The sequence below is a fragment of the Mesonia mobilis DSM 19841 genome (assembly GCF_000423405.1).
Lineage (GTDB): Bacteria > Bacteroidota > Bacteroidia > Flavobacteriales > Flavobacteriaceae > Mesonia > Mesonia mobilis.
Genome location: NZ_AUHX01000013.1, coordinates 37,869 through 55,826, shown reverse-complemented (window position 1 = coordinate 55,826; position 17,958 = coordinate 37,869). Strand labels below are relative to the sequence as shown.

Sequence of the window (17,958 nt, the reverse complement as noted above, 5' to 3'; positions counted from 1 at the left end):
TGCCAACCTTTTTTATATAGTAATTGTTAACTTAGTAAGTTACCATAGGTTCTGTATCTTTGGCAATATCAACAAATTCTTGCAGTTGTTTTACACTAGGTACTCTTCTAGTTAATTTTTTTTCTTCGTTAACGCTTGTCATTTTTTCGAATAAGTTCTCAGCGTTTCTATTTCTTAATTCTTTTACAGTATCTACTCCAGACGCCTTAAGTAATTCTGCAAACTCACCGCCAATACCTTTAATACGCATCATATCTGCCATATTTACAAAATCTAAAATTTTTCCTTCAGAAATACCAGATGCCTCAGCCACAGATTTACGACCAGATTTAGAAGCTGCTTTTTCTAATAAAGCTTCTGTAGTTGTTATTTCTGCTTTTCCTAATTTTTCTGCAGTTACAGGTCCAATACTTTCAATAGTTTCTATTTTGTAAGCCATAATCGTTTGATTTAATTATTAATAAATTTATTTTAAATTATTTTTTTATTCCTAAAACTCCAAGTAATCCACGAGTTAGTTCTCTAAATATAGTTCTTCCTACTTGTCTTACCATAGTGTTTTTACTCATTTCTTCAAAAAAGCTTTCTTCCTTTTTTGTAGTAGTTTTTTTTCTTTTTTGTCCGGCTTTTTTCATTTCCTGTTGTAGCCGTTCATTTTCGTGATTTTTCTGTTGAGCTTCTTTTATATTTTCTTTTAAAATTTCTGAAGCACTTTCAGAATTTAAATCTTGATTATACTTTGAATAAAGTATTGAGTTATCTAAACATTCTTTAATCTCTTTTTGAGAAAGAACATCCATTCTGCTTAGTGGTGGTCGCATTAAAGTATGTACTAATGGGGTAGGTATTCCTTTCTCATTTAACCCTGTAATAAAAGCTTCACCTAAACCTAACTCAGTTAATAATGAAGAAATATTATAGTAACTACTTTCAGGGAAGTTTTGAGCAAGCTGTTTAATTTGTTTTCTATCTTTAGCAGTAAAAGCTCTTAGCGCATGCTGAATTTTTAAACCTAGTTGACCTAATACATCTTCTGGAATATCTGATGGGTTTTGAGTAATAAAATAAATACCCACTCCTTTAGACCTTATAAGTTTTATGATAACTTCTATTTGGTCTAATAATGCAGTAGAGGCATTTTTAAAAATAAGATGAGCTTCGTCTATAAAAAATACAAGCTTTGGCTTTTCTAGATCTCCTACCTCTGGTAGAGTACTATATATTTCTGTAAGCAAACAGAGCATAAAAGTACTAAATAGCGAAGGTTTATCTTGCATATCCATCAAACGCATGACAGATACTCTACCTTCTTTATTTTTGTTCACGTGTAAAAAATCGTTAACATCAAAAGATGGTTCTCCAAAAAAATGATTTGCTCCTTGTTGTTCTAAAGCAATTATTTTTCTAATTATGGTATTAATAGATGCAGAAGATAAGTAGCCATATTCTTTTTTTACACTTTCTTTACCTTCATTTAAAACATATTTCAAGAAATCTTTAAGGTCTTCTATATTTATAAGAGGTAAATTATGGTCGTCACTATATTTAAACAAAACTGCCAAAATACCACTTTGAGTATTATTTAGGTCTAACATCTTAGAAAGTAGAATAGGACCAAACTCAGAAATAGTAGCTCTCATTTGGGTTCCATTTTTTCCTAAAAGAGATAAAAGCTCAACAGGAAAACCTTGGGGTTGATATTTTAGACCAATTGCGTTATTTCTAAATACGATATGTTTGTTGGATTGGCCGGGTTGAGCGAGACCACTTAAATCTCCTTTAATATCCATTACAACACTAGGCACACCGGCTAGACTTAATTGCTCTGTAAATACTTGTAAACTTTTTGTTTTGCCTGTTCCTGTAGCTCCAGAAATAAGCCCGTGACGATTAATAGTTTTAAGCGGAATTTTAATCTGTAAATTATTAATTGGAGCATTATTGAACATAGCACCGCCTAATACAATAGATTTTCCTTCGAAATCGTATGCCTTAGATATATCTTCTATAAAATGTTGCTGAAGCACGTGGAAGAATAATTAATTGAAAAAACCTCCTAATTTTTTAGCGACATTCGAACCTCCACCACCAAATAGATCTTTTAAAGGTGAAGCATCGTCATCCGGTGTTTCTTCATTTTTTTTGGAAATAAGGTTGATAAGTACTGGTACTACAATATTGGTTACTTTAGAAGCTTTATCTTTAGAAAAGCCTAATTTTTCAATTAATCCGTTTACGATACCTGTTGTGATAGAAGTTTGTAAACTATTTGCTGCTGTAGAATTGCTTTTACCGCTAAAAAGGTTCATTACATTTCCTAATCCGCCTTCTAACATTTCTGTACCAACTTTTTTGCCAGCTACAGATTTTACAACATCCATAACTCCGTCTATATTCGAGCTATCTACTCCAGCTTCAGATTGTAATTTTCCAGCAACTTGATCTTTTAATGAACCTAATAAAGAATCTAACATAATTTTCGAATTGTTTTTAGTAATTATATATCAATAACATCTCTGTTAAAGATAGATAAAAATAAAAACGAAGAAGCTATATTTCTTTAAAAAATAGTTAAGATGCTATTTTATATAGACGAAAAGAAGAATTATATAGTTGTGTTTATTGTAACTTTAGTTTTGCCAAATAATCAAAATGTTCACCTTCGGCAATCAATTCGCAAGTAAAACCATTGCTTTGAGCAGCAAGTTGTAACGAATTAAAATCGATATACAACCAATCGAATGAAGTAGAGGTTTCGCCTTTATAACTTATGGAATAACTTAATTCACCATAATATTGGTTCGGGTTTACCCAAATACCACCATCTTCATCTTCTTCAAAAAGATAACGAAGATCTGATGAGTCGATTAAAATTTTTCCGTCAGGTTTTAATAGCGTTTTGGCGTGTGTAAAAAAATGAGTGAGGTTTTTTAGTTTACCTACAATTCCGCTACCATTCATCAGCATCAAGATGGTATCGAATTTTTGATCTTTTAAGTTGAAAAAATCTTGAACTTCCGCAGTTTTTACTCCGCGTAATTGGCAAACCTCGATCGCTCCTTCAGAAACATCGATGGCTTTTACTTCTTTATTTTTCTGCTGAAGATATAACGAATGACTTCCGGCGCAAGCACCTACATCTAAAATTTTTCCGCTAGCCAACTGAAGTGCCTTTTGCTCTAATGGCGGCATTTCTTCATAACTACGGAAGAGATAATCGGTAGGGATTTCATCATCATCAAAATCTTCAGAATGAACAATAATGTTTTCGGGTTGGTTTTGATGATAGAAATCTAAAACAGCTTGGCCAAAAATATCGGGATTTTTCAAAATATAAATTGCTTATAGTTACCTTTGCACAATGGAAGAAATTTTTAAAAATCTACCAAAGCAGGCCAAAGATAAGCATAACGAAAACAAAAAGTTTTTTGCAAAGCTTAAAAAAAAGCCGCCGAAGCATTTAGATCTCTTAATGCAAGAATTGCACGACGAAGAGTTTGAACGAACCGATTGTTTAGATTGCGCCAATTGCTGCAAAACCACCGGACCCTTATTTACCAATAGAGATATTGAACGAATTGCTAAATTTTTAAAGCTAAAACCACAGCAATTTATCGATCAATATTTACGCGTTGATGAAGAGAACGATTATGTGCTACAGCAAGTGCCGTGTACATTTTTAGGTTACGATAATAAATGTATGATCTATGAGGTTCGGCCAAAGGCTTGCGCAGAATTTCCGCATACCGATCGTAGAAAATTTCAGCAAATCTCAAACCTTACGTTGAAAAATGTTGCTATTTGCCCCGCAGCTTTTAATATTGTTGAGGAAATGAAAAAGCGAATTAAATAACTTTTTACAGCACAAATTTTACACCTAAACCAAATCTTACAAAATGTCCAGATTTGAAATAACTTTCTAACTCTGCAGGCACGTCCATCTTTAAGTAATCATTTTGTAAAGTTACATTTCCGTATAAGGCAAACCATTTTACAAAATTGTAGCTTACTTCTCCATTTACCCAGAAAGTGGTGCCAGAATCTCTAAAGGAGTTCGAATTGATCGATTGTTTATAAGCAACGTGACCAACACCAATGCTTGGTGTGAGTCTTAATTTTTGTCGGCTAAAAAACTGGTATCCTGCAAAACCTCCTATAAAACTATTAAAAGTTTCATCATAATTACCCACTAAAGATTGATCGATTACATCGTGAGAAGAATTAGAAAAACGCGCTCCAAGCAGTATTGGAGTTTCAAAAAGGTTAAAAGAAAGTTCTAAGTTAAAGCCACCGGAACTTTTTAAATTATCACCAGTAAATGTGTCTCCCATAGGCTGAACAAAATCTCCTCCGATTTTAATATTTAAGTAATGGTCATCTTGAGCAAAATCAAATTTGTTTTCTGAAGATTCGTCTCCTTCTTGTCCTGAAACTAAATTCACGTTAATTAAAATGAAGGCTAAAAGCAATTGTTTAGTAAAAAATTTCATACTCAAAATTTTGTTGATTAGGAGTTACTTCAATCGTCGTTGCCGGCTCTTCATCTATTTGATAAGTAATTTGTAAAGGAATATCTCTCATCACTTTCAATTGAAGATCTAAATTTGAGTTGATTTCATTGGTAGTTCTGGATATATAATTTTGTTCATAACATTGAGAAGGATCTTCCTGTAAACCATTATTAAAATCATAAACGCAAGAAGTCGCTAAATAATTAATTTGAACATTAATGTGATCGCTTGTCGTTGAGTTTCTTGTAGTGGTAAGGGTAAAGTTAGAAGTTGGTCGTAAAGTAACTGCTCCTAGATCATAGATCTTTGGTCTGCCAATTTCATCTTCATCTCTAAAAATTTTAGCTGAAGTATAATTATTTTCAGCGTCTACATTAATAGCAATTAAAAAACTTTCGTCGTAAGATTCTGGAGCCACCATTTCGAAACTTCCATCGGAGTTGCTCGTTGTTTTTCCGAGCACATATTCTTCAACGCTAGTTGTAACTTCAATAGCCTGAATAGGATTAGCTTGTGGGTCAACAATTTCACCTTTAATAATTACTCGTTTGTCATTTTCGATATTCGGCTCGCAATCGGCCATTAAAAGTGAAATGAAACTGGCAACTAAAAATAATTTTCCCATAAAGTGATTGGTTTACTTTATAGATGAACCAAATGGGGAATAGTTGCGTTAAGAAACCGTTACCTGTATAAAAGATATTTTTTTCTAGTGTTTTGAAAATCTGTTAAACCAACTTGCCAAGTAGCTTTAATTGCTTGCTCGCTCATACCACTTTCAATTTGTTGCTGAAGTTTTTGCGTTCCTGCCAACTTCGGAAAGAAATTATTGAAAAATTCATCTTTATTTTTTGTGTTCTGGTAAGCTTTGATCAACCAACCTAAATTGATTTCTGAAAGTTTTTCTTCGGAAGTCAAATTCATCCCATAACAAAGTTGGCCTTCATTTTTTGGGTGTTTCGCTCCGTCATTCGGTATTGGCGTGTAACTGTAGTTAAATACTTCAGCATTTAAATCTGGCGAACCAAAAACCTGAAATTGATGAGTAGTTCCTCTTCCGGCATTTACATTGGTTCCTTCAAAAAAGCATAAACTCGGATATAAATTTATCGCTTGGTCGTTGGGTAAATTTGGCGAAGGTTTTATAGGTAGCGAATAGTTTTTTTCGTGATCATAGTTTTTCATCTTGATCACCATTAATTCACATTTCACTTTATTGGCTAACCAATTTTCTCCGTTAATCATTTGCGCATATTCGCCAATCGTCATTCCGTGAACAATAGGCATAGGATGCATTCCTACAAAACTTTGTTGGGAGCGTTCTAATATTGGTCCGTCAACATAACTCCCATTCGGGTTCGGTCGATCTAAAATTAATAGCGGAATATTATTTTCAGCACAAGCTTCCATCACGTAGTGCAAGGTTGAAATGTACGTGTAAAACCGAACGCCCACATCTTGAATATCGAAGATCATCATTTCGATATCTTTTAATTGTTCATCGGTTGGTTTTTTATTGCTTCCGTAGAGCGAAACTAAAGGTAAGCCCGTTTTGGTATCGATACCGTCTTTCACTTTTTCACCGGCATCGGCTTTACCGCGAAAACCATGTTCCGGAGAAAAAACTTTTTCAATCTTCATATTTCGAGAAAGTAACGAATCTACTAAATGCGTATAACCGTCACTTTTTTTGAATATTACTGAAGTTTGATTGCCAACGATCCCTATTTTTTTATCGGCGAGTAACGGCAGATATTTTTCGGTTTGATTAGCGCCAATGACTATTGAATTTTCTGAAGAAGCCTTAACCTCGGCAGTGTTTCGTTTTTTTGTTTGAGCTTCACAAGAAATCAATCCTAAAGCTAGAATAAAAAATGTATTTTTGAGCAATCGGTTAAAAAGCATCTCTTTTGAATTTTGAATATTTTATTTCTAAACGCTTAATAAGCGCAAAAGATTATAAAAGTAGTATTTCGGCACCAATAATTAAAATTGCAGTGACGGCAATTGCTGTGGGCGTAATTATGATGTTGATCGCCGTGGCTACCGGAGTTGGTTTAGAACAGAAGATTAGAGATAAAATTGCGGCGTTTAACGGACATATTATTATTAATAATTTAAATAATAACAACTCTCAAGAAACGCAGAAACCTATCTCGACCGATCAAGATTTTTATCCGGAATTTACGACTGTAGAAGGGATCGATCACATTCAAGGCGTTGCGACTAAATACGGAATTATACGTACCGAAACCGATTTTGAAGGCATTATCGTTAAAGGTGTAAGTACCGATTACCGTTGGGATTATTTGCAGGAATATTTAATTGAAGGGAAATTACCTACTTACGAAAAGCAAGGTTACAGCACGCAAATATTAATTTCAGAATATCTATCGAAGCGATTACAATTTACAATTGGCGATAAAGTGATTGTCTATTTTATGAATGAAGAAAATAGAGATCGCCCGCGTTTGGTAGCTTTTGAAGTTAGTGGGATTTTTAATTCAGGTTTCCAAGAGTTTGACGAAACTTTTTTAATTGCCGATCTTAACCAATTACGCCGACTTAATAAATGGGATGATAACGAAGTAGGAAATTTTGAAGTTTTTGTAGATGATTTTAGACAGATCGATCAAAAAGGCGGAGAAGTTTATGCGAACATCGACTCGTTTCTAGATGCAAAAACCATTCGGCAAGCCTTTCCTTCAATTTTCGAATGGGTTTCGTTATTCGATTTTAATATTGCGCTCATTATTGGGATAATGATCATTGTTTCCGGTATTAATATGATCACCGCTTTGCTGGTTTTAATATTAGAACGTACACAAATGATCGGGATGTTAAAAGCTGTAGGAAGTACCGATTGGAGCATCCGAAAGATATTTCTTTACAACGCTGCTTATTTAATTATCAAAGGTTTGATTTACGGAAATATTATTGGGCTCTGTATTTTAATGCTTCAGAAGTATTTCAAGATCATTCCGCTAAATCCGGAAACTTACTATGTAACCGAAGCTCCGGTGTATTTAAGTTGGGATTATATTTTACTTATTAATCTCGGTACGTTGGCACTTTGTATGGCAATGCTTTTAATACCATCTTATATTATCACCAAAATTACTCCGGCCAAGTCGATTAGGTTTGAGTAAGATTTAGTTTGCAGTTTGCAGTTTACAGTTTGCAGTTTACAGTGTTACCTTGCCTGAATAAGGTTGCCTTTTTTTTTAATAATACATTTTCTTTACTATTTAAGTTGTGGTGATCAATGAGTACATTATTTTTCTAACCACTAACCACTAACTTTTCATATACTTTTTAGGTTCAACTTCTATTTTAGCTTTGATTTTCTATATTTGCAGTTCGAAAAAATTGCAAGAAAATGGATTATAAAAATAATATATTAGAGACTATAGGAAACACGCCTTTAGTCAAGATCAATAAACTTGTGGAAGATATTCCGGCATTAGTTTTAGCAAAATACGAAACTTTTAATCCGGGCAACTCGGTAAAAGATCGTATGGCAGTGAAAATGCTAGAAGCTGCCGAAGAAAAAGGCTTCATAAAACCCGGCGGAACCATTGTTGAAGGAACTTCAGGAAATACAGGAATGGGCTTAGCTTTAGCGGCGATCGTAAAAGGTTATAAAATGGTCTGTACCTTAGCCGATAAGCAAAGTAAAGAGAAGATCGATATTTTAAGAGCAGTAGGTTGTGAGGTAATTGTTTGCCCGACAAACGTTTCTCCGGAGCATCCAGATTCTTATTATTCAACAGCAAAAAGAATAGCAGAAGAACGCCCTAATTCTTGGTATGTAAATCAATACGATAATTTAGCGAATTCACAAGCACACTACGAAAGTACAGGTCCTGAAATTTGGGAACAAACGGAAGGAAAAGTAACTCATTTTGTAGTTGGTGTGGGAACCGGAGGTACTATTTCTGGCGTTGGTAAATACTTAAAAGAACAAAACCCGAACGTGAAAATTTGGGGAGTAGATACGTACGGATCGGTTTTTAAAAAATACCATGAAACCGGTGAGTTTGATGAAAATGAAATCTATCCTTATGTAACCGAAGGAATTGGGGAAGATATTTTGCCAAAAAATGTCAACTTCGATATTATCGATGGCTTTACCAAAGTAACCGATAAAGATGCAGCAGTTTACACCAGAAGACTGGCAGAAGAAGAAGGAATGTTTTTGGGTAACTCTGCCGGAGCGGCGATCAAAGGACTTATTCAGTTGAAAGATGAATTTAAAGAAGATGATGTCGTGGTAGTACTTTTTCACGATCACGGAAGCCGTTACATTGGTAAGATCTATAACGACGAATGGATGAAAGCTAATGGTTTTATCGATTAAAAATTCATTTATATTATTAAGTAAAAGCTCATCAATCACGATGGGCTTTTTTTATGCTGAATTTATTTCAATTCTTGTGCTGAATTCATAATTAGACAACTTGAATTAGATTGAAATAAATAAAATATACTTCAGATCGTTTTTATGATTTCTTTCAAAACCTGAGAAATGAATTGAAAGGAGTCAGCTAAAAAATGCTTACCTTAGAAAGTATAATTCAAGTTTATGCGATCAATTTTAGTTCTATTTTCAATTTTATTAATGTTGAGTTCTTGTGGCTCAACTTCAGAAATACCAACATCAACTTCAGCGCAAAACAATATTTCTTATCTAGCTTTAGGAGATTCTTATACCATAGGTGAAAGTGTTGCAGAGCAAGAACGTTGGCCGGTGCAACTCACACAAAAATTGAGAGATAGCGCTTATTCGGTACAATCGCCAAAAATAATTGCCAGAACCGGTTGGCGAACCGATGAATTGTTAACTGCGATGGATGAACAATTGGGCGAAGAAAAATACGATTTAGTTTCTATACTAATTGGCGTGAACAACCAATACCAAGGTCGAGATTTAGAGCAATTTCAAGAAGAATTAGAATTGATCATTCAGCAAGCGATTCAAAAATCGAAAAACGGAGCAGAAAATGTATTTGTGGTAAGTATTCCAGATTATAGTGTGACTCCATTTGCACAAGGCAGTAATGTAGATGAAATTGCTCACGAAATTATGGTTTACAACGAGCGTTGTATGGTAACGAGTAGCAATTACGGAGTGAAATATTTTTACATTACCGATATTTCTGAAGAAGCTGCAACGAATCCTAATTTAGTTGCCGGCGATGGTTTGCATCCAAGCGGCGAGATGTATCATCTTTGGGTAGAACGCATTTTTCCTGAAGTGAAACAAATGCTGGCCGAATGAAAGAAGATTTTCTGCATTACCTCTGGAAATTTAAAAAATTTCAATTCTTAAAAGCTACGACAACGGCAGGCGAGCATCTGGAAATTTTAAATTCGGGTTGGCATAATACAGAACAATCAGGTCCAGATTTTTTCAATTCAAAAGTTAAGATTGGCGATCAGCTTTGGGCGGGTAATGTAGAAATTCATTTAAAGTCGAGCGATTGGTACGCACATCACCATGAAAAAGATCCTGCATACGATAATGTAATTCTTCACGTGGTTTGGGAACACGATGTAGCGGTTTTTAGAAAAGATAATTCTGAAATTGCTACACTTCAGCTAAAAGATTTTGTAGCAGCACAAACGTTGAAAAATTATAAGAAGTTGATGAGCACTTCACAAAAGTGGATCAATTGTGAAGCAGATTTCGCGAAAATTGATGATTTTCTATTGAAAAACTGGATGGAGCGTTTGTATATCGAACGTTTAGAAGAAAAAGCGAGATTAATTTATACATTACTTGAAGCTTCTGAAAATGATTGGGAAGCTGTGTTGTTTCAGCTTTTGGCTAAAAACTTTGGTTTAAATAGAAATGGCGAAGCTTTTTTAGCGATGGCAAGAACAACTCCTTTTTCAGTGATTAGAAAAATTAATGAAGTTGAAGTATTAGAAGCTCTGTTGTTTGGGCAGGTTAATTTGTTACAAAAAGAAATTGACGATTTATATTTTGTTCAGCTTCAAAAAGAATATCATTATTTGCAGCATAAATTTCAGATTCAACCGAGTTTAGAAGATGTACAGTTTTTTAGACTGCGGCCGCCAAACTTTCCCACCATTCGGTTATCACAATTGGCTCAGCTTTTTATTCAGCAGAAAAACTTATTCAGTAAAATTAAATCAACAGAACGTTTAGAAGATTTTTATGAACTTTTTAAGGTAGAAACTTCAGCTTATTGGAAAACTCATTATTCTTTCGGGAAAGAAAGTAAAACAACAAGCAAAAAACTGAGTGATAAATTTATCGATCTGTTAATTGTAAATACCATCGTTCCATTGAAATTTGCGTACCGAAAATCATTAGGAAAAGTAGAAGTAGAGTCGATTTTTAACTTGTTAAGTTCAATTGTGGCAGAAGATAATTCAACTATAAAAAAGTTTAATCGGTTAAGAAAAAATACGGCAGTAAATGCTTTCGAATCTCAGGCTTTGTTGCAATTAAAACCTAATTACTGCGATCAAAATAAATGTTTACATTGTGAAATTGGTGCAAGTTTATTGCAAAGAAAGCCAGCTTAAACTAACTTTGTAGAGATGAAAAAATTGGTTTCTAACATACGGTATTATTTTGAGCGTAATGGTTTTTACGTAAGTTCTCGATTAGCAGATCGATTGGGGATGCGTGTAAAAAGCGTTCGTTTATTTTTTATCTACGTTTCGTTCGCGACCTTAGGGGTTGGTTTTGCTATTTATCTTACCTTAGCTTTCTGGTTAAAACTAAAAGATCTAATTTACACTAAACGCACTTCTGTCTTTGATTTATAGAAATCCGCTAAAAGAAATCTCACTCAATAAATATGTAGGTTCTAGGCTTACCGTAGCCTTGCTATTGCTTGTTGTTGTATTTTTAGTAGGTATTTTAGGCTATCGGTTATTTTCTGGTTATACTTGGGTAGATGCTATTTATATGACGGTGATCACTATTACCACGATTGGTTTTGGTGAAGTACAGCAACTAAGTCCGCAAGAAAAAATACTCACTTCCATTTATATTATATGTAGTATCTTTTTTGTGGGTTATGCCATATCGGTGATTACAGAATATATTTTAAGTAAAAACAACATAGGAAATTTAAGAGCTAAAAAAGTGAAATCTAAAATTGATGCATTAAAAGATCACGTGATCGTTTGTGGCTTCGGAAGAAATGGCGATCAAGCGGTAAGCAAATTATTAGCTTACAATAAGAACTTTGTAATTATCGATAAAGATGAAAGTGTATTAGAACCGTTATACGATTCTGGGATGCTTTATATTCACGGCAACGCTACAGAAGATGAGGTTTTAAAAGCTGCCGGTATTGAGCGTGCATCAACCCTAATGTGCACGTTGCCCGGCGATGCAGATAACGTTTTTATTGTACTTTCTGCAAAACAACTGAATAACGATCTTAAAATTATAAGCAGAGCAACTAAAGAAAGCACCACCTATAAACTTAAACTAGCTGGAGCCGATAATGTGATTATGCCCGATAAAATTGGTGGCGATCATATGGCAAGTTTAGTAGTTACGCCAGATTTAGTTGAATTTTTAGGACATCTTTCTGTTTCTCGCCAAGAGGGAAGTATTAATATTGAAGAAATAGCCTTCGCTAATATTTGTACCGATGGCAAAGAACATGCGATTAAAGAATTGGACTTACGAAAAAAAACCGGATGTACGGTAATTGGTTACCGCGATCCCGATGGTAACTACAGTGTGAACCCCGATGCCGATATGGTTATCAAAAAAGATTCGAAGTTAATTTTTATTGGTAAACCAGAACAAATAGAAAAGCTAAAAGCGACTTACAAAGTTTAAAATTAGGGGGTTTCTATTAACATTTAGTTTGCATTTTAACTCACAAGCCTTTGAAATAGCTATTTTTTTTAGGATATTGGTGCCTTTATAAATTTTAACATTATAATTCCATTAACAAAACGACGACATTTTATGAGGAAGTATTTGCTTTCAGCATTATTTTTATGTTTTTCAATCAGCTTAATGAGTGCGCAATCCGATGATAATTCGGATTTTGAAGTAGAGGCTGATTTAACTAACCCATCGAGTTTAATTAATAACGGTACAATAGAATTAACAGTAAAAGGAGGAACGCCACCTTATACTTATAAATGGACCGACCAAAGTACTTCACTAAAATCAAACAAAGCAACAGATTTAGTAGAAGGTATTCCTTATGAGGTTGTTATTACCGACTCAAAAGGGAATTCTGTAACGAAATCTTACCGTATCGATGCAGAGTCGATTACCGAACATTTTAATGGATTTTTTCAGCCGGTCGTAGATAATATGTCGGCTGTTTTATTTTGGGATCCATTTGCTGCAATTGGTATTTACGACCCAATTATTTATGCCGATGTAAAGTTAATCGCAACTCCAAGTTGGACTGCACAAACAGATGAGGTTTACACTTTACAAAAATGGTTAAAGCCAGAAGGCTCGAAAGTACAAAAAGGAGACAAGATTGCTATTGTAAAACACGGTTCTGAAGAAGAAACCGTAACGGCTTTAGCAAACGGTGAATTAAAATATTTAGTAAAAGAAGGAAATCAAATTTTCGATCCTAACAGCACCGAGGATTTAATTGAGCAAGGAGCGCATTATTTAGCTGAAATTAAATATGACGATCCGGTTGCTTTAAAACACCCGAACGGAGATCTTCAAAAAAATAGTATTCCTTTTATTGTAATCTGGTTAGTATTAGGAGCAACTTTCTTTACAGTAAGAATGAAGTTTATCAACATTCGTGGTTTTAAACATTCACTAGCTTTAGCAAAAGGGAAATACGACGATCCTAACGCACCGGGTAACATTACACACTTCCAGGCTTTAGCGACAGCAGTTTCTGCGACCGTTGGTTTAGGTAATATTGCCGGTGTAGCAGTAGCCGTTTCTCTTGGTGGAGCAGGAGCTACATTCTGGATGATCATTGCCGGTTTATTAGGGATGTCTTCTAAGTTTGTAGAATGTACACTTGGTGTAAAATATAGAAATATCACTGAAGATGGACGTATTTTTGGTGGACCAATGAACTATTTACGTTACGGTTTAGAAAAACGTAACTTAAAAGGTTTAGGTAAATTTTTAGCAGGATTCTTTGCGATTTTAGGTGTTGGTGCTTCTTTTGGAGGTGGTAACATGTTTCAGGCCAATCAGTCTTTTGAGATTCTATCAGGACAATTCCCAATGTTAGAAGGTAATGGATTTTGGTTTGGAGTTGTAGTTGCTGTTTTAGTAGGTGTTGTAATTATTGGTGGTATTAATAGTATTGCAAAAGTAACCGGTAAAGTAGTACCGGTAATGGCTGCAGTTTATGTTATTGGAGCTTTAATTGTAATTGGAGTCAATATTGAAAATATTGGTCCGGCATTTAATGCTATTATCGATGGCGCCTTTTCTCCAAGCGCTTTAAAAGGTGGAGTTTTAGGAGTGTTAGTGGTAGGTTTTCAAAGAGCAGCTTTCTCTAACGAAGCTGGTGTAGGTTCTGCTGCGATCGCGCACAGTGCCGCAAAAACTAATCATCCGCCATCAGAAGGTTTTGTTGCTTTACTAGAGCCATTTATCGATACAGTTGTCGTTTGTACTTTAACAGCATTAGTGTTAGTATTTACAGGAATGCACGAAGTGCAAGGTATTGGTGGAGCGCAGTTAACTTCAGATGCGTTTGCAAGTGTTATTTCTTGGTTCCCATACGTGTTATCTGCAGCAGTTTTCTTATTTGCTTTTTCAACGATGATCTCTTGGTCTTATTACGGAATGAGAGCTTGGACTTACTTATTCGGAAGAAGTAAAAAATCTGAAATGATCTATAAGTTCTTATTCTTGATCTTCGTAGTTGTTGGAGCATCTATTAGTTTAGGAGCGGTATTGGTATTCTCAGATATGATGATTTTAGCGATGTCCTTCCCTAACATTATCGGACTTTACATTATGTCTGGTGAAGTAAGAGAAGATCTTAGAGAATACTTTAAGAAAGTGAAATCTGGCGATTTATTTGTAAAAGGTAAAACCGCGTAAATCTTCAGAAATATGAAATTTAGAAAATCCCATTTTGTGTTTACACCCAAGCAACAAAATGGGATTTTTCTATTAATATTACTTATCATTATTGCTGGCGGAGGAATGTATTATGTGCATCAGCTTTCTTCAAGTAAAAACATTTCAGCAGCAAAACAAAAAGAATTACTTCAGGTAGAACATTTTCTAGATTCTATTAAAACTGAAAAGCAAAAGCCGAAGAAAGACACCATCTTTCAGTTTAATCCTAATTACATCAACGATTTTAAAGGTTATCGATTAGGAATGAGTTTAGCTGAAATTAAACGCTTAAAAGATTTTCGTGAACAAGGGAAGTGGATCAATTCTGTGGAAGATTTTCAGAAAGTGACCAAAGTTTCCAATTCATTACTGAAGAAAATCTCTCCTTCATTTAAATTTCCGGATTGGGTTTTAAAGCGAAATGCTTCCTCAGAAAAATCAATTCAAACCCAATCATCTTCAACTAAAAAGAAAGATTTAAACACTGCTACCCAAGAAGAATTAATGGAGGTTTATGGAGTAGGAGAGACGATGAGTCAGCGTATTTTGAATTATAAACTAAAGATCGGTGGTTTTGTAGATAATATTCAACTCAAAGATATTTATGGATTGCCTTATGAAACTGAACAGAATATTTTGAAAGAATTTTCTGTACAGAATCCAAAACCAATTGAAAAGATTTCAATTAATGAAGCCTCTGTGATCGAGCTTTCAGAAATTATTTATTTTGACTACGAACTAGCAAGAGAGATTGTAAATTATAGAAAACTACACGAAGGAATTAAAACTTTTGAAGAATTAGCAAAAATAGAATCTTTTCCTGCATACAAAATAGATAGAATTAAATTATATGTTGAAATAAATTAGAAATTCGTAAAATATAGGTTGCTTTTTACATAATTTTACTTTTAATTTGAAGAGATTTTATCAAATTTCAATTTAAACGAAGCAATGAGCACAACATATTTTACAGAAGAACATAATTTATTCAGAAAAAGTTTGAGCGACTTCTTACAAAAAGAAGTGGTTCCGCATATCGATAAATGGGAAAAAACCGGAACGATCGAGCGTTTTATTTGGGAGAAGTTTGGTGAAATGGGCTTCTTCGGTATTAACTATCCAGAGAAATATGGCGGCTTAGATCTTGATATTTTTTACACGGTGATTTTTTTGGAAGAGCTTCAGAAAATAAATTCCGGAGGTTTTGCTGCGGCAATGTGGGCACACGCTTACTTAGCGATGACGCACTTAAATAAAGAAGCAAATCACGAACAAAAAGAAATGTATTTAGCGCCAAGCATTACCGGAGAGAAAATAGGTTGTCTTTGTATTACCGAACCTTTTGGAGGTTCAGATGTGGCAGGAATGCGTTCTACAGCTGTAAAAAACGGAGATCATTATATTTTAAACGGTTCAAAAACATTTATTACCAACGGTATTTATTCAGATTATTTGATCGTTGCGGCAAAAACAAGTCCGGAAGATGGAAATAAAGGAATGAGTATGTTTGTGGTAGATCGTGATACGCCTGGTATTGCTTCAACTAAACTAGATAAATTGGGTTGGCGCGCTTCAGACACGGGAGAAATATCATTCACCGATGTAAAAATACCTGCCGAAAATTTGATGGGAGAAGAAGGAAAAGGTTTTCCTTACATTATGCAACATTTTGCTTTAGAACGTTTAGTGATGGGGGTCAACGCACATGCAAGAGCAGAACACGCGATACAATATACCTTACAATATATGAGCGATCGTACGGCTTTTGGAAAATCGATCGATAGATTTCAGGCGCTACGTCACCGTATTGCAGATATTGCTAGTGAAGCAGAAATGTGTAAGCAATTTAATTATCTAACTGCGCAGCGTTTGGGTAATGGAGAATATGTGGTGAAGGAAGCAACGATGTCTAAATTATTATCGACTAAAATGGCCGATAAAGCTATCGATGAATGTTTACAGTTTTTAGGCGGTTATGGTTATATGGAAGAATATCCGTTGGCGAGAATGTTGCGTGATAGCCGTTTAGGACCTATTGGTGGTGGTACGAGCGAGATCTTGAGAGAGATTTTAGCAAAGATGATCATCGATAAAAAAGAGTACAAACCAGCCACATAAATCTTTGATTAAAAATACTTTGAAAATTTAAAATAAGTATTAATTTTGCCGCTCAAAATTCTCAAATGGAAGGAGGTGAATAAACTATGTTAATCATACCGGTTAAAGACGGAGAAAATATCGAAAGAGCGTTAAAGCGTTTCAAAAGAAAATTCGACAGAACTAAAACAATGCGTCAGCTACGTAGTCGTCAAAATTTTTCAAAGCCTTCTGTACTCAACAGAGATAAGATCCAGAAAGCAAGATATATTCAAAGTTTAAGAGATCAAGAAAATATCTAATCATTTTCAGATCAAATAAATTCAAACTGTTGGTAAGTAAAGTTTCTTAACTTTGTTTATCAACAGTTTTTTTATGCACTTACCTCAGTTTATAGATTACCTGCAATACGAGAAGAAGTATTCTTTGCATACCATTAATGCATATCAAAAAGATATTTCAGATTTTGCTGTTTTTGCTGAAGAAAATTTTGAAGAAACTAATCTAGCTGAAATTTCTTACAGCATTATTAGGTCTTGGATCGTGAAACTAGTAGATGAAGAAGTAAGCAACCGAAGCATTAATCGAAAGATATCTTCACTAAAAACATTCTATAAGTATCTTTTAAAGACGAAGCAAATTGAAGTTTCTCCCTTAGCCAAACATAAATCCTTGAAGGTTTCGAAAAAAGTACAAGTGCCTTTTTCAGCAAAAGAAGTAGAAACGGTTATTGCTAATTTTTCTGCGGAAGGTTTTTCAGACGTACGAGATCAATTAATTATCGAATTATTGTATTCAACAGGAATGCGTCGTGCAGAGCTTATAAATTTGAAATTAGAAAGTATACAAATAGAATCTTCGCAGATAAAGGTCTTAGGAAAGAGAAATAAAGAGCGGATGATCCCATTACTTCCATCGGTGAAAAAAACATTCATCGCTTATTTAAAAGAAAGGGAGCAATTAGAAATAAATTCAGAATCAGATTATTTGCTATTAACCAACAAAGGCAAAAAACTCTACGATACACTTGTCTATAGAATTGTAAATGGTTATTTTAGTAGGGTATCGACAAAAACCAAGAACAGTCCGCACATTATTCGGCATTCATTTGCCACTCATTTATTAAATGAAGGGGCAGACTTAAATTCGGTAAAAGAATTGCTTGGGCATTCAAGTTTAGCTTCAACACAAGTATACACGCATAATAGTATAAAAGAGTTGAGTAAAGTGTATTTGAAGTCGCACCCAAGAAATAAAAAATAAATTATTGTCTAA

The 17,958-nt window shown here is 34.4% G+C and carries 19 protein-coding genes; 12 read left to right on the top strand and 7 right to left on the bottom strand.

Annotation, left to right across the window (positions count from 1 at the left end; genetic code table 11):
* Positions 1 to 31: 31 nt before the first annotated feature.
* From G551_RS0110435 to G551_RS0110420, 4 genes are all read right to left on the bottom strand, one after another.
* Positions 32 to 439, bottom strand: a complete 408-nt coding sequence (locus G551_RS0110435; RefSeq protein WP_027885531.1) for a DUF4332 domain-containing protein — start codon at positions 437 to 439, stop codon at positions 32 to 34.
* Positions 440 to 476: 37 nt separating this feature from the next.
* Complete coding sequence (locus G551_RS0110430) at positions 477 to 2,027, bottom strand: helicase HerA-like domain-containing protein (protein WP_051191365.1); 1,551 nt, start codon at positions 2,025 to 2,027, stop codon at positions 477 to 479.
* A gap of 12 nt (positions 2,028 to 2,039) precedes the next feature.
* Positions 2,040 to 2,474, bottom strand: a complete 435-nt coding sequence (locus G551_RS0110425; RefSeq protein ID WP_027885529.1) for a DUF937 domain-containing protein — start codon at positions 2,472 to 2,474, stop codon at positions 2,040 to 2,042.
* 145 nt (positions 2,475 to 2,619) lie between these two features.
* A complete protein-coding gene (locus G551_RS0110420; RefSeq protein ID WP_036243693.1) occupies positions 2,620 to 3,330 on the bottom strand; it encodes a class I SAM-dependent methyltransferase in 711 nt (236 codons plus the stop codon).
* Between the two features lie 31 nt (positions 3,331 to 3,361).
* Here G551_RS0110420 and G551_RS0110415 point away from each other — a divergent pair, with 31 nt between their 5' ends.
* The gene (locus G551_RS0110415) at positions 3,362 to 3,853 is read left to right on the top strand and encodes a YkgJ family cysteine cluster protein (RefSeq protein ID WP_027885527.1); all 492 of its coding nucleotides are present in this window, start codon (positions 3,362 to 3,364) and stop codon (positions 3,851 to 3,853) included.
* A gap of 4 nt (positions 3,854 to 3,857) precedes the next feature.
* Here G551_RS0110415 and G551_RS0110410 read toward each other — a convergent pair whose 3' ends face one another.
* Genes G551_RS0110410 through G551_RS0110400 form a run of 3 tightly spaced genes read right to left on the bottom strand, consistent with a single transcriptional unit; the run spans position 3,858 to position 6,416 of the window.
* Positions 3,858 to 4,490 carry an outer membrane beta-barrel protein gene (locus G551_RS0110410; RefSeq protein ID WP_027885526.1) on the bottom strand — a complete coding sequence of 211 codons (633 nt, stop codon included), beginning with the start codon at positions 4,488 to 4,490 and terminating at the stop codon, positions 3,858 to 3,860.
* A complete protein-coding gene (locus tag G551_RS0110405; RefSeq protein WP_027885525.1) occupies positions 4,474 to 5,136 on the bottom strand; it encodes a hypothetical protein in 663 nt (220 codons plus the stop codon). Before G551_RS0110405 ends, G551_RS0110410 begins: the two co-directional genes overlap by 17 nt.
* Positions 5,137 to 5,195: 59 nt before the next feature.
* Positions 5,196 to 6,416, bottom strand: coding sequence for an exo-beta-N-acetylmuramidase NamZ family protein (locus tag G551_RS0110400; protein ID WP_027885524.1), 1,221 nt, complete (start codon positions 6,414 to 6,416; stop codon positions 5,196 to 5,198).
* 5 nt (positions 6,417 to 6,421) lie between these two features.
* Between G551_RS0110400 and G551_RS0110395 the strand changes: the two genes are divergently transcribed.
* From G551_RS0110395 to G551_RS0110345, 11 genes are all read left to right on the top strand, one after another.
* The gene (locus G551_RS0110395; protein ID WP_027885523.1) at positions 6,422 to 7,660 is read left to right on the top strand and encodes an ABC transporter permease; all 1,239 of its coding nucleotides are present in this window, start codon (positions 6,422 to 6,424) and stop codon (positions 7,658 to 7,660) included.
* 230 nt (positions 7,661 to 7,890) lie between these two features.
* On the top strand, positions 7,891 to 8,871 hold the full coding sequence (locus G551_RS0110390; RefSeq protein WP_027885522.1) for a PLP-dependent cysteine synthase family protein: 981 nt from the start codon (positions 7,891 to 7,893) through the stop codon (positions 8,869 to 8,871).
* A 225-nt stretch (positions 8,872 to 9,096) separates the two neighbouring features.
* Entirely contained in the window at positions 9,097 to 9,792 is a 696-nt protein-coding gene (locus G551_RS0110385; RefSeq protein ID WP_027885521.1) for an SGNH/GDSL hydrolase family protein, read from the top strand.
* The gene (locus tag G551_RS0110380; RefSeq protein ID WP_027885520.1) at positions 9,789 to 11,069 is read left to right on the top strand and encodes a DUF2851 family protein; all 1,281 of its coding nucleotides are present in this window, start codon (positions 9,789 to 9,791) and stop codon (positions 11,067 to 11,069) included. The genes G551_RS0110385 and G551_RS0110380 overlap by 4 nt, the downstream gene beginning before the upstream one ends.
* Positions 11,070 to 11,084: 15 nt before the next feature.
* The gene (locus tag G551_RS0110375; RefSeq protein WP_027885519.1) at positions 11,085 to 11,315 is read left to right on the top strand and encodes a PspC family transcriptional regulator; all 231 of its coding nucleotides are present in this window, start codon (positions 11,085 to 11,087) and stop codon (positions 11,313 to 11,315) included.
* A complete protein-coding gene (locus G551_RS0110370) occupies positions 11,305 to 12,348 on the top strand; it encodes a potassium channel family protein (protein ID WP_229797280.1) in 1,044 nt (347 codons plus the stop codon). Before G551_RS0110375 ends, G551_RS0110370 begins: the two co-directional genes overlap by 11 nt.
* 183 nt (positions 12,349 to 12,531) lie before the next feature.
* The gene (locus tag G551_RS0110365; RefSeq protein ID WP_373294423.1) at positions 12,532 to 14,565 is read left to right on the top strand and encodes an amino acid carrier protein; all 2,034 of its coding nucleotides are present in this window, start codon (positions 12,532 to 12,534) and stop codon (positions 14,563 to 14,565) included.
* 12 nt (positions 14,566 to 14,577) lie between these two features.
* Positions 14,578 to 15,453, top strand: a complete 876-nt coding sequence (locus tag G551_RS0110360; protein WP_027885516.1) for a ComEA family DNA-binding protein — start codon at positions 14,578 to 14,580, stop codon at positions 15,451 to 15,453.
* Between the two features lie 84 nt (positions 15,454 to 15,537).
* Positions 15,538 to 16,704, top strand: coding sequence for an acyl-CoA dehydrogenase family protein (locus G551_RS0110355; RefSeq protein ID WP_027885515.1), 1,167 nt, complete (start codon positions 15,538 to 15,540; stop codon positions 16,702 to 16,704).
* Between the two features lie 86 nt (positions 16,705 to 16,790).
* Positions 16,791 to 16,985 carry a 30S ribosomal protein S21 gene (rpsU, locus tag G551_RS0110350; RefSeq protein ID WP_027885514.1) on the top strand — a complete coding sequence of 65 codons (195 nt, stop codon included), beginning with the start codon at positions 16,791 to 16,793 and terminating at the stop codon, positions 16,983 to 16,985.
* A 73-nt stretch (positions 16,986 to 17,058) separates the two neighbouring features.
* The gene (locus tag G551_RS0110345) at positions 17,059 to 17,946 is read left to right on the top strand and encodes a tyrosine-type recombinase/integrase (protein ID WP_027885513.1); all 888 of its coding nucleotides are present in this window, start codon (positions 17,059 to 17,061) and stop codon (positions 17,944 to 17,946) included.
* The last annotated feature ends 12 nt before the right edge of the window (positions 17,947 to 17,958 follow it).

Coding starts and splice junctions, on each gene's coding strand:
- G551_RS0110435 (WP_027885531.1), bottom strand. CDS start 439: ATGGCTTACAAAATAGAAACTATTGAAAGTATTGGACCTGTAACTGCA.
- G551_RS0110425 (WP_027885529.1), bottom strand. CDS start 2,474: ATGTTAGATTCTTTATTAGGTTCATTAAAAGATCAAGTTGCTGGAAAA.
- G551_RS0110415 (WP_027885527.1), top strand. CDS start 3,362: ATGGAAGAAATTTTTAAAAATCTACCAAAGCAGGCCAAAGATAAGCAT.
- G551_RS0110410 (WP_027885526.1), bottom strand. CDS start 4,490: ATGAAATTTTTTACTAAACAATTGCTTTTAGCCTTCATTTTAATTAAC.
- G551_RS0110405 (WP_027885525.1), bottom strand. CDS start 5,136: ATGGGAAAATTATTTTTAGTTGCCAGTTTCATTTCACTTTTAATGGCC.
- G551_RS0110400 (WP_027885524.1), bottom strand. CDS start 6,416: ATGCTTTTTAACCGATTGCTCAAAAATACATTTTTTATTCTAGCTTTA.
- G551_RS0110390 (WP_027885522.1), top strand. CDS start 7,891: ATGGATTATAAAAATAATATATTAGAGACTATAGGAAACACGCCTTTA.
- G551_RS0110385 (WP_027885521.1), top strand. CDS start 9,097: ATGCGATCAATTTTAGTTCTATTTTCAATTTTATTAATGTTGAGTTCT.
- G551_RS0110380 (WP_027885520.1), top strand. CDS start 9,789: ATGAAAGAAGATTTTCTGCATTACCTCTGGAAATTTAAAAAATTTCAA.
- G551_RS0110375 (WP_027885519.1), top strand. CDS start 11,085: ATGAAAAAATTGGTTTCTAACATACGGTATTATTTTGAGCGTAATGGT.
- G551_RS0110365 (WP_373294423.1), top strand. CDS start 12,532: ATGAGTGCGCAATCCGATGATAATTCGGATTTTGAAGTAGAGGCTGAT.
- G551_RS0110360 (WP_027885516.1), top strand. CDS start 14,578: ATGAAATTTAGAAAATCCCATTTTGTGTTTACACCCAAGCAACAAAAT.
- G551_RS0110355 (WP_027885515.1), top strand. CDS start 15,538: ATGAGCACAACATATTTTACAGAAGAACATAATTTATTCAGAAAAAGT.
- rpsU (WP_027885514.1), top strand. CDS start 16,791: ATGTTAATCATACCGGTTAAAGACGGAGAAAATATCGAAAGAGCGTTA.
- G551_RS0110345 (WP_027885513.1), top strand. CDS start 17,059: ATGCACTTACCTCAGTTTATAGATTACCTGCAATACGAGAAGAAGTAT.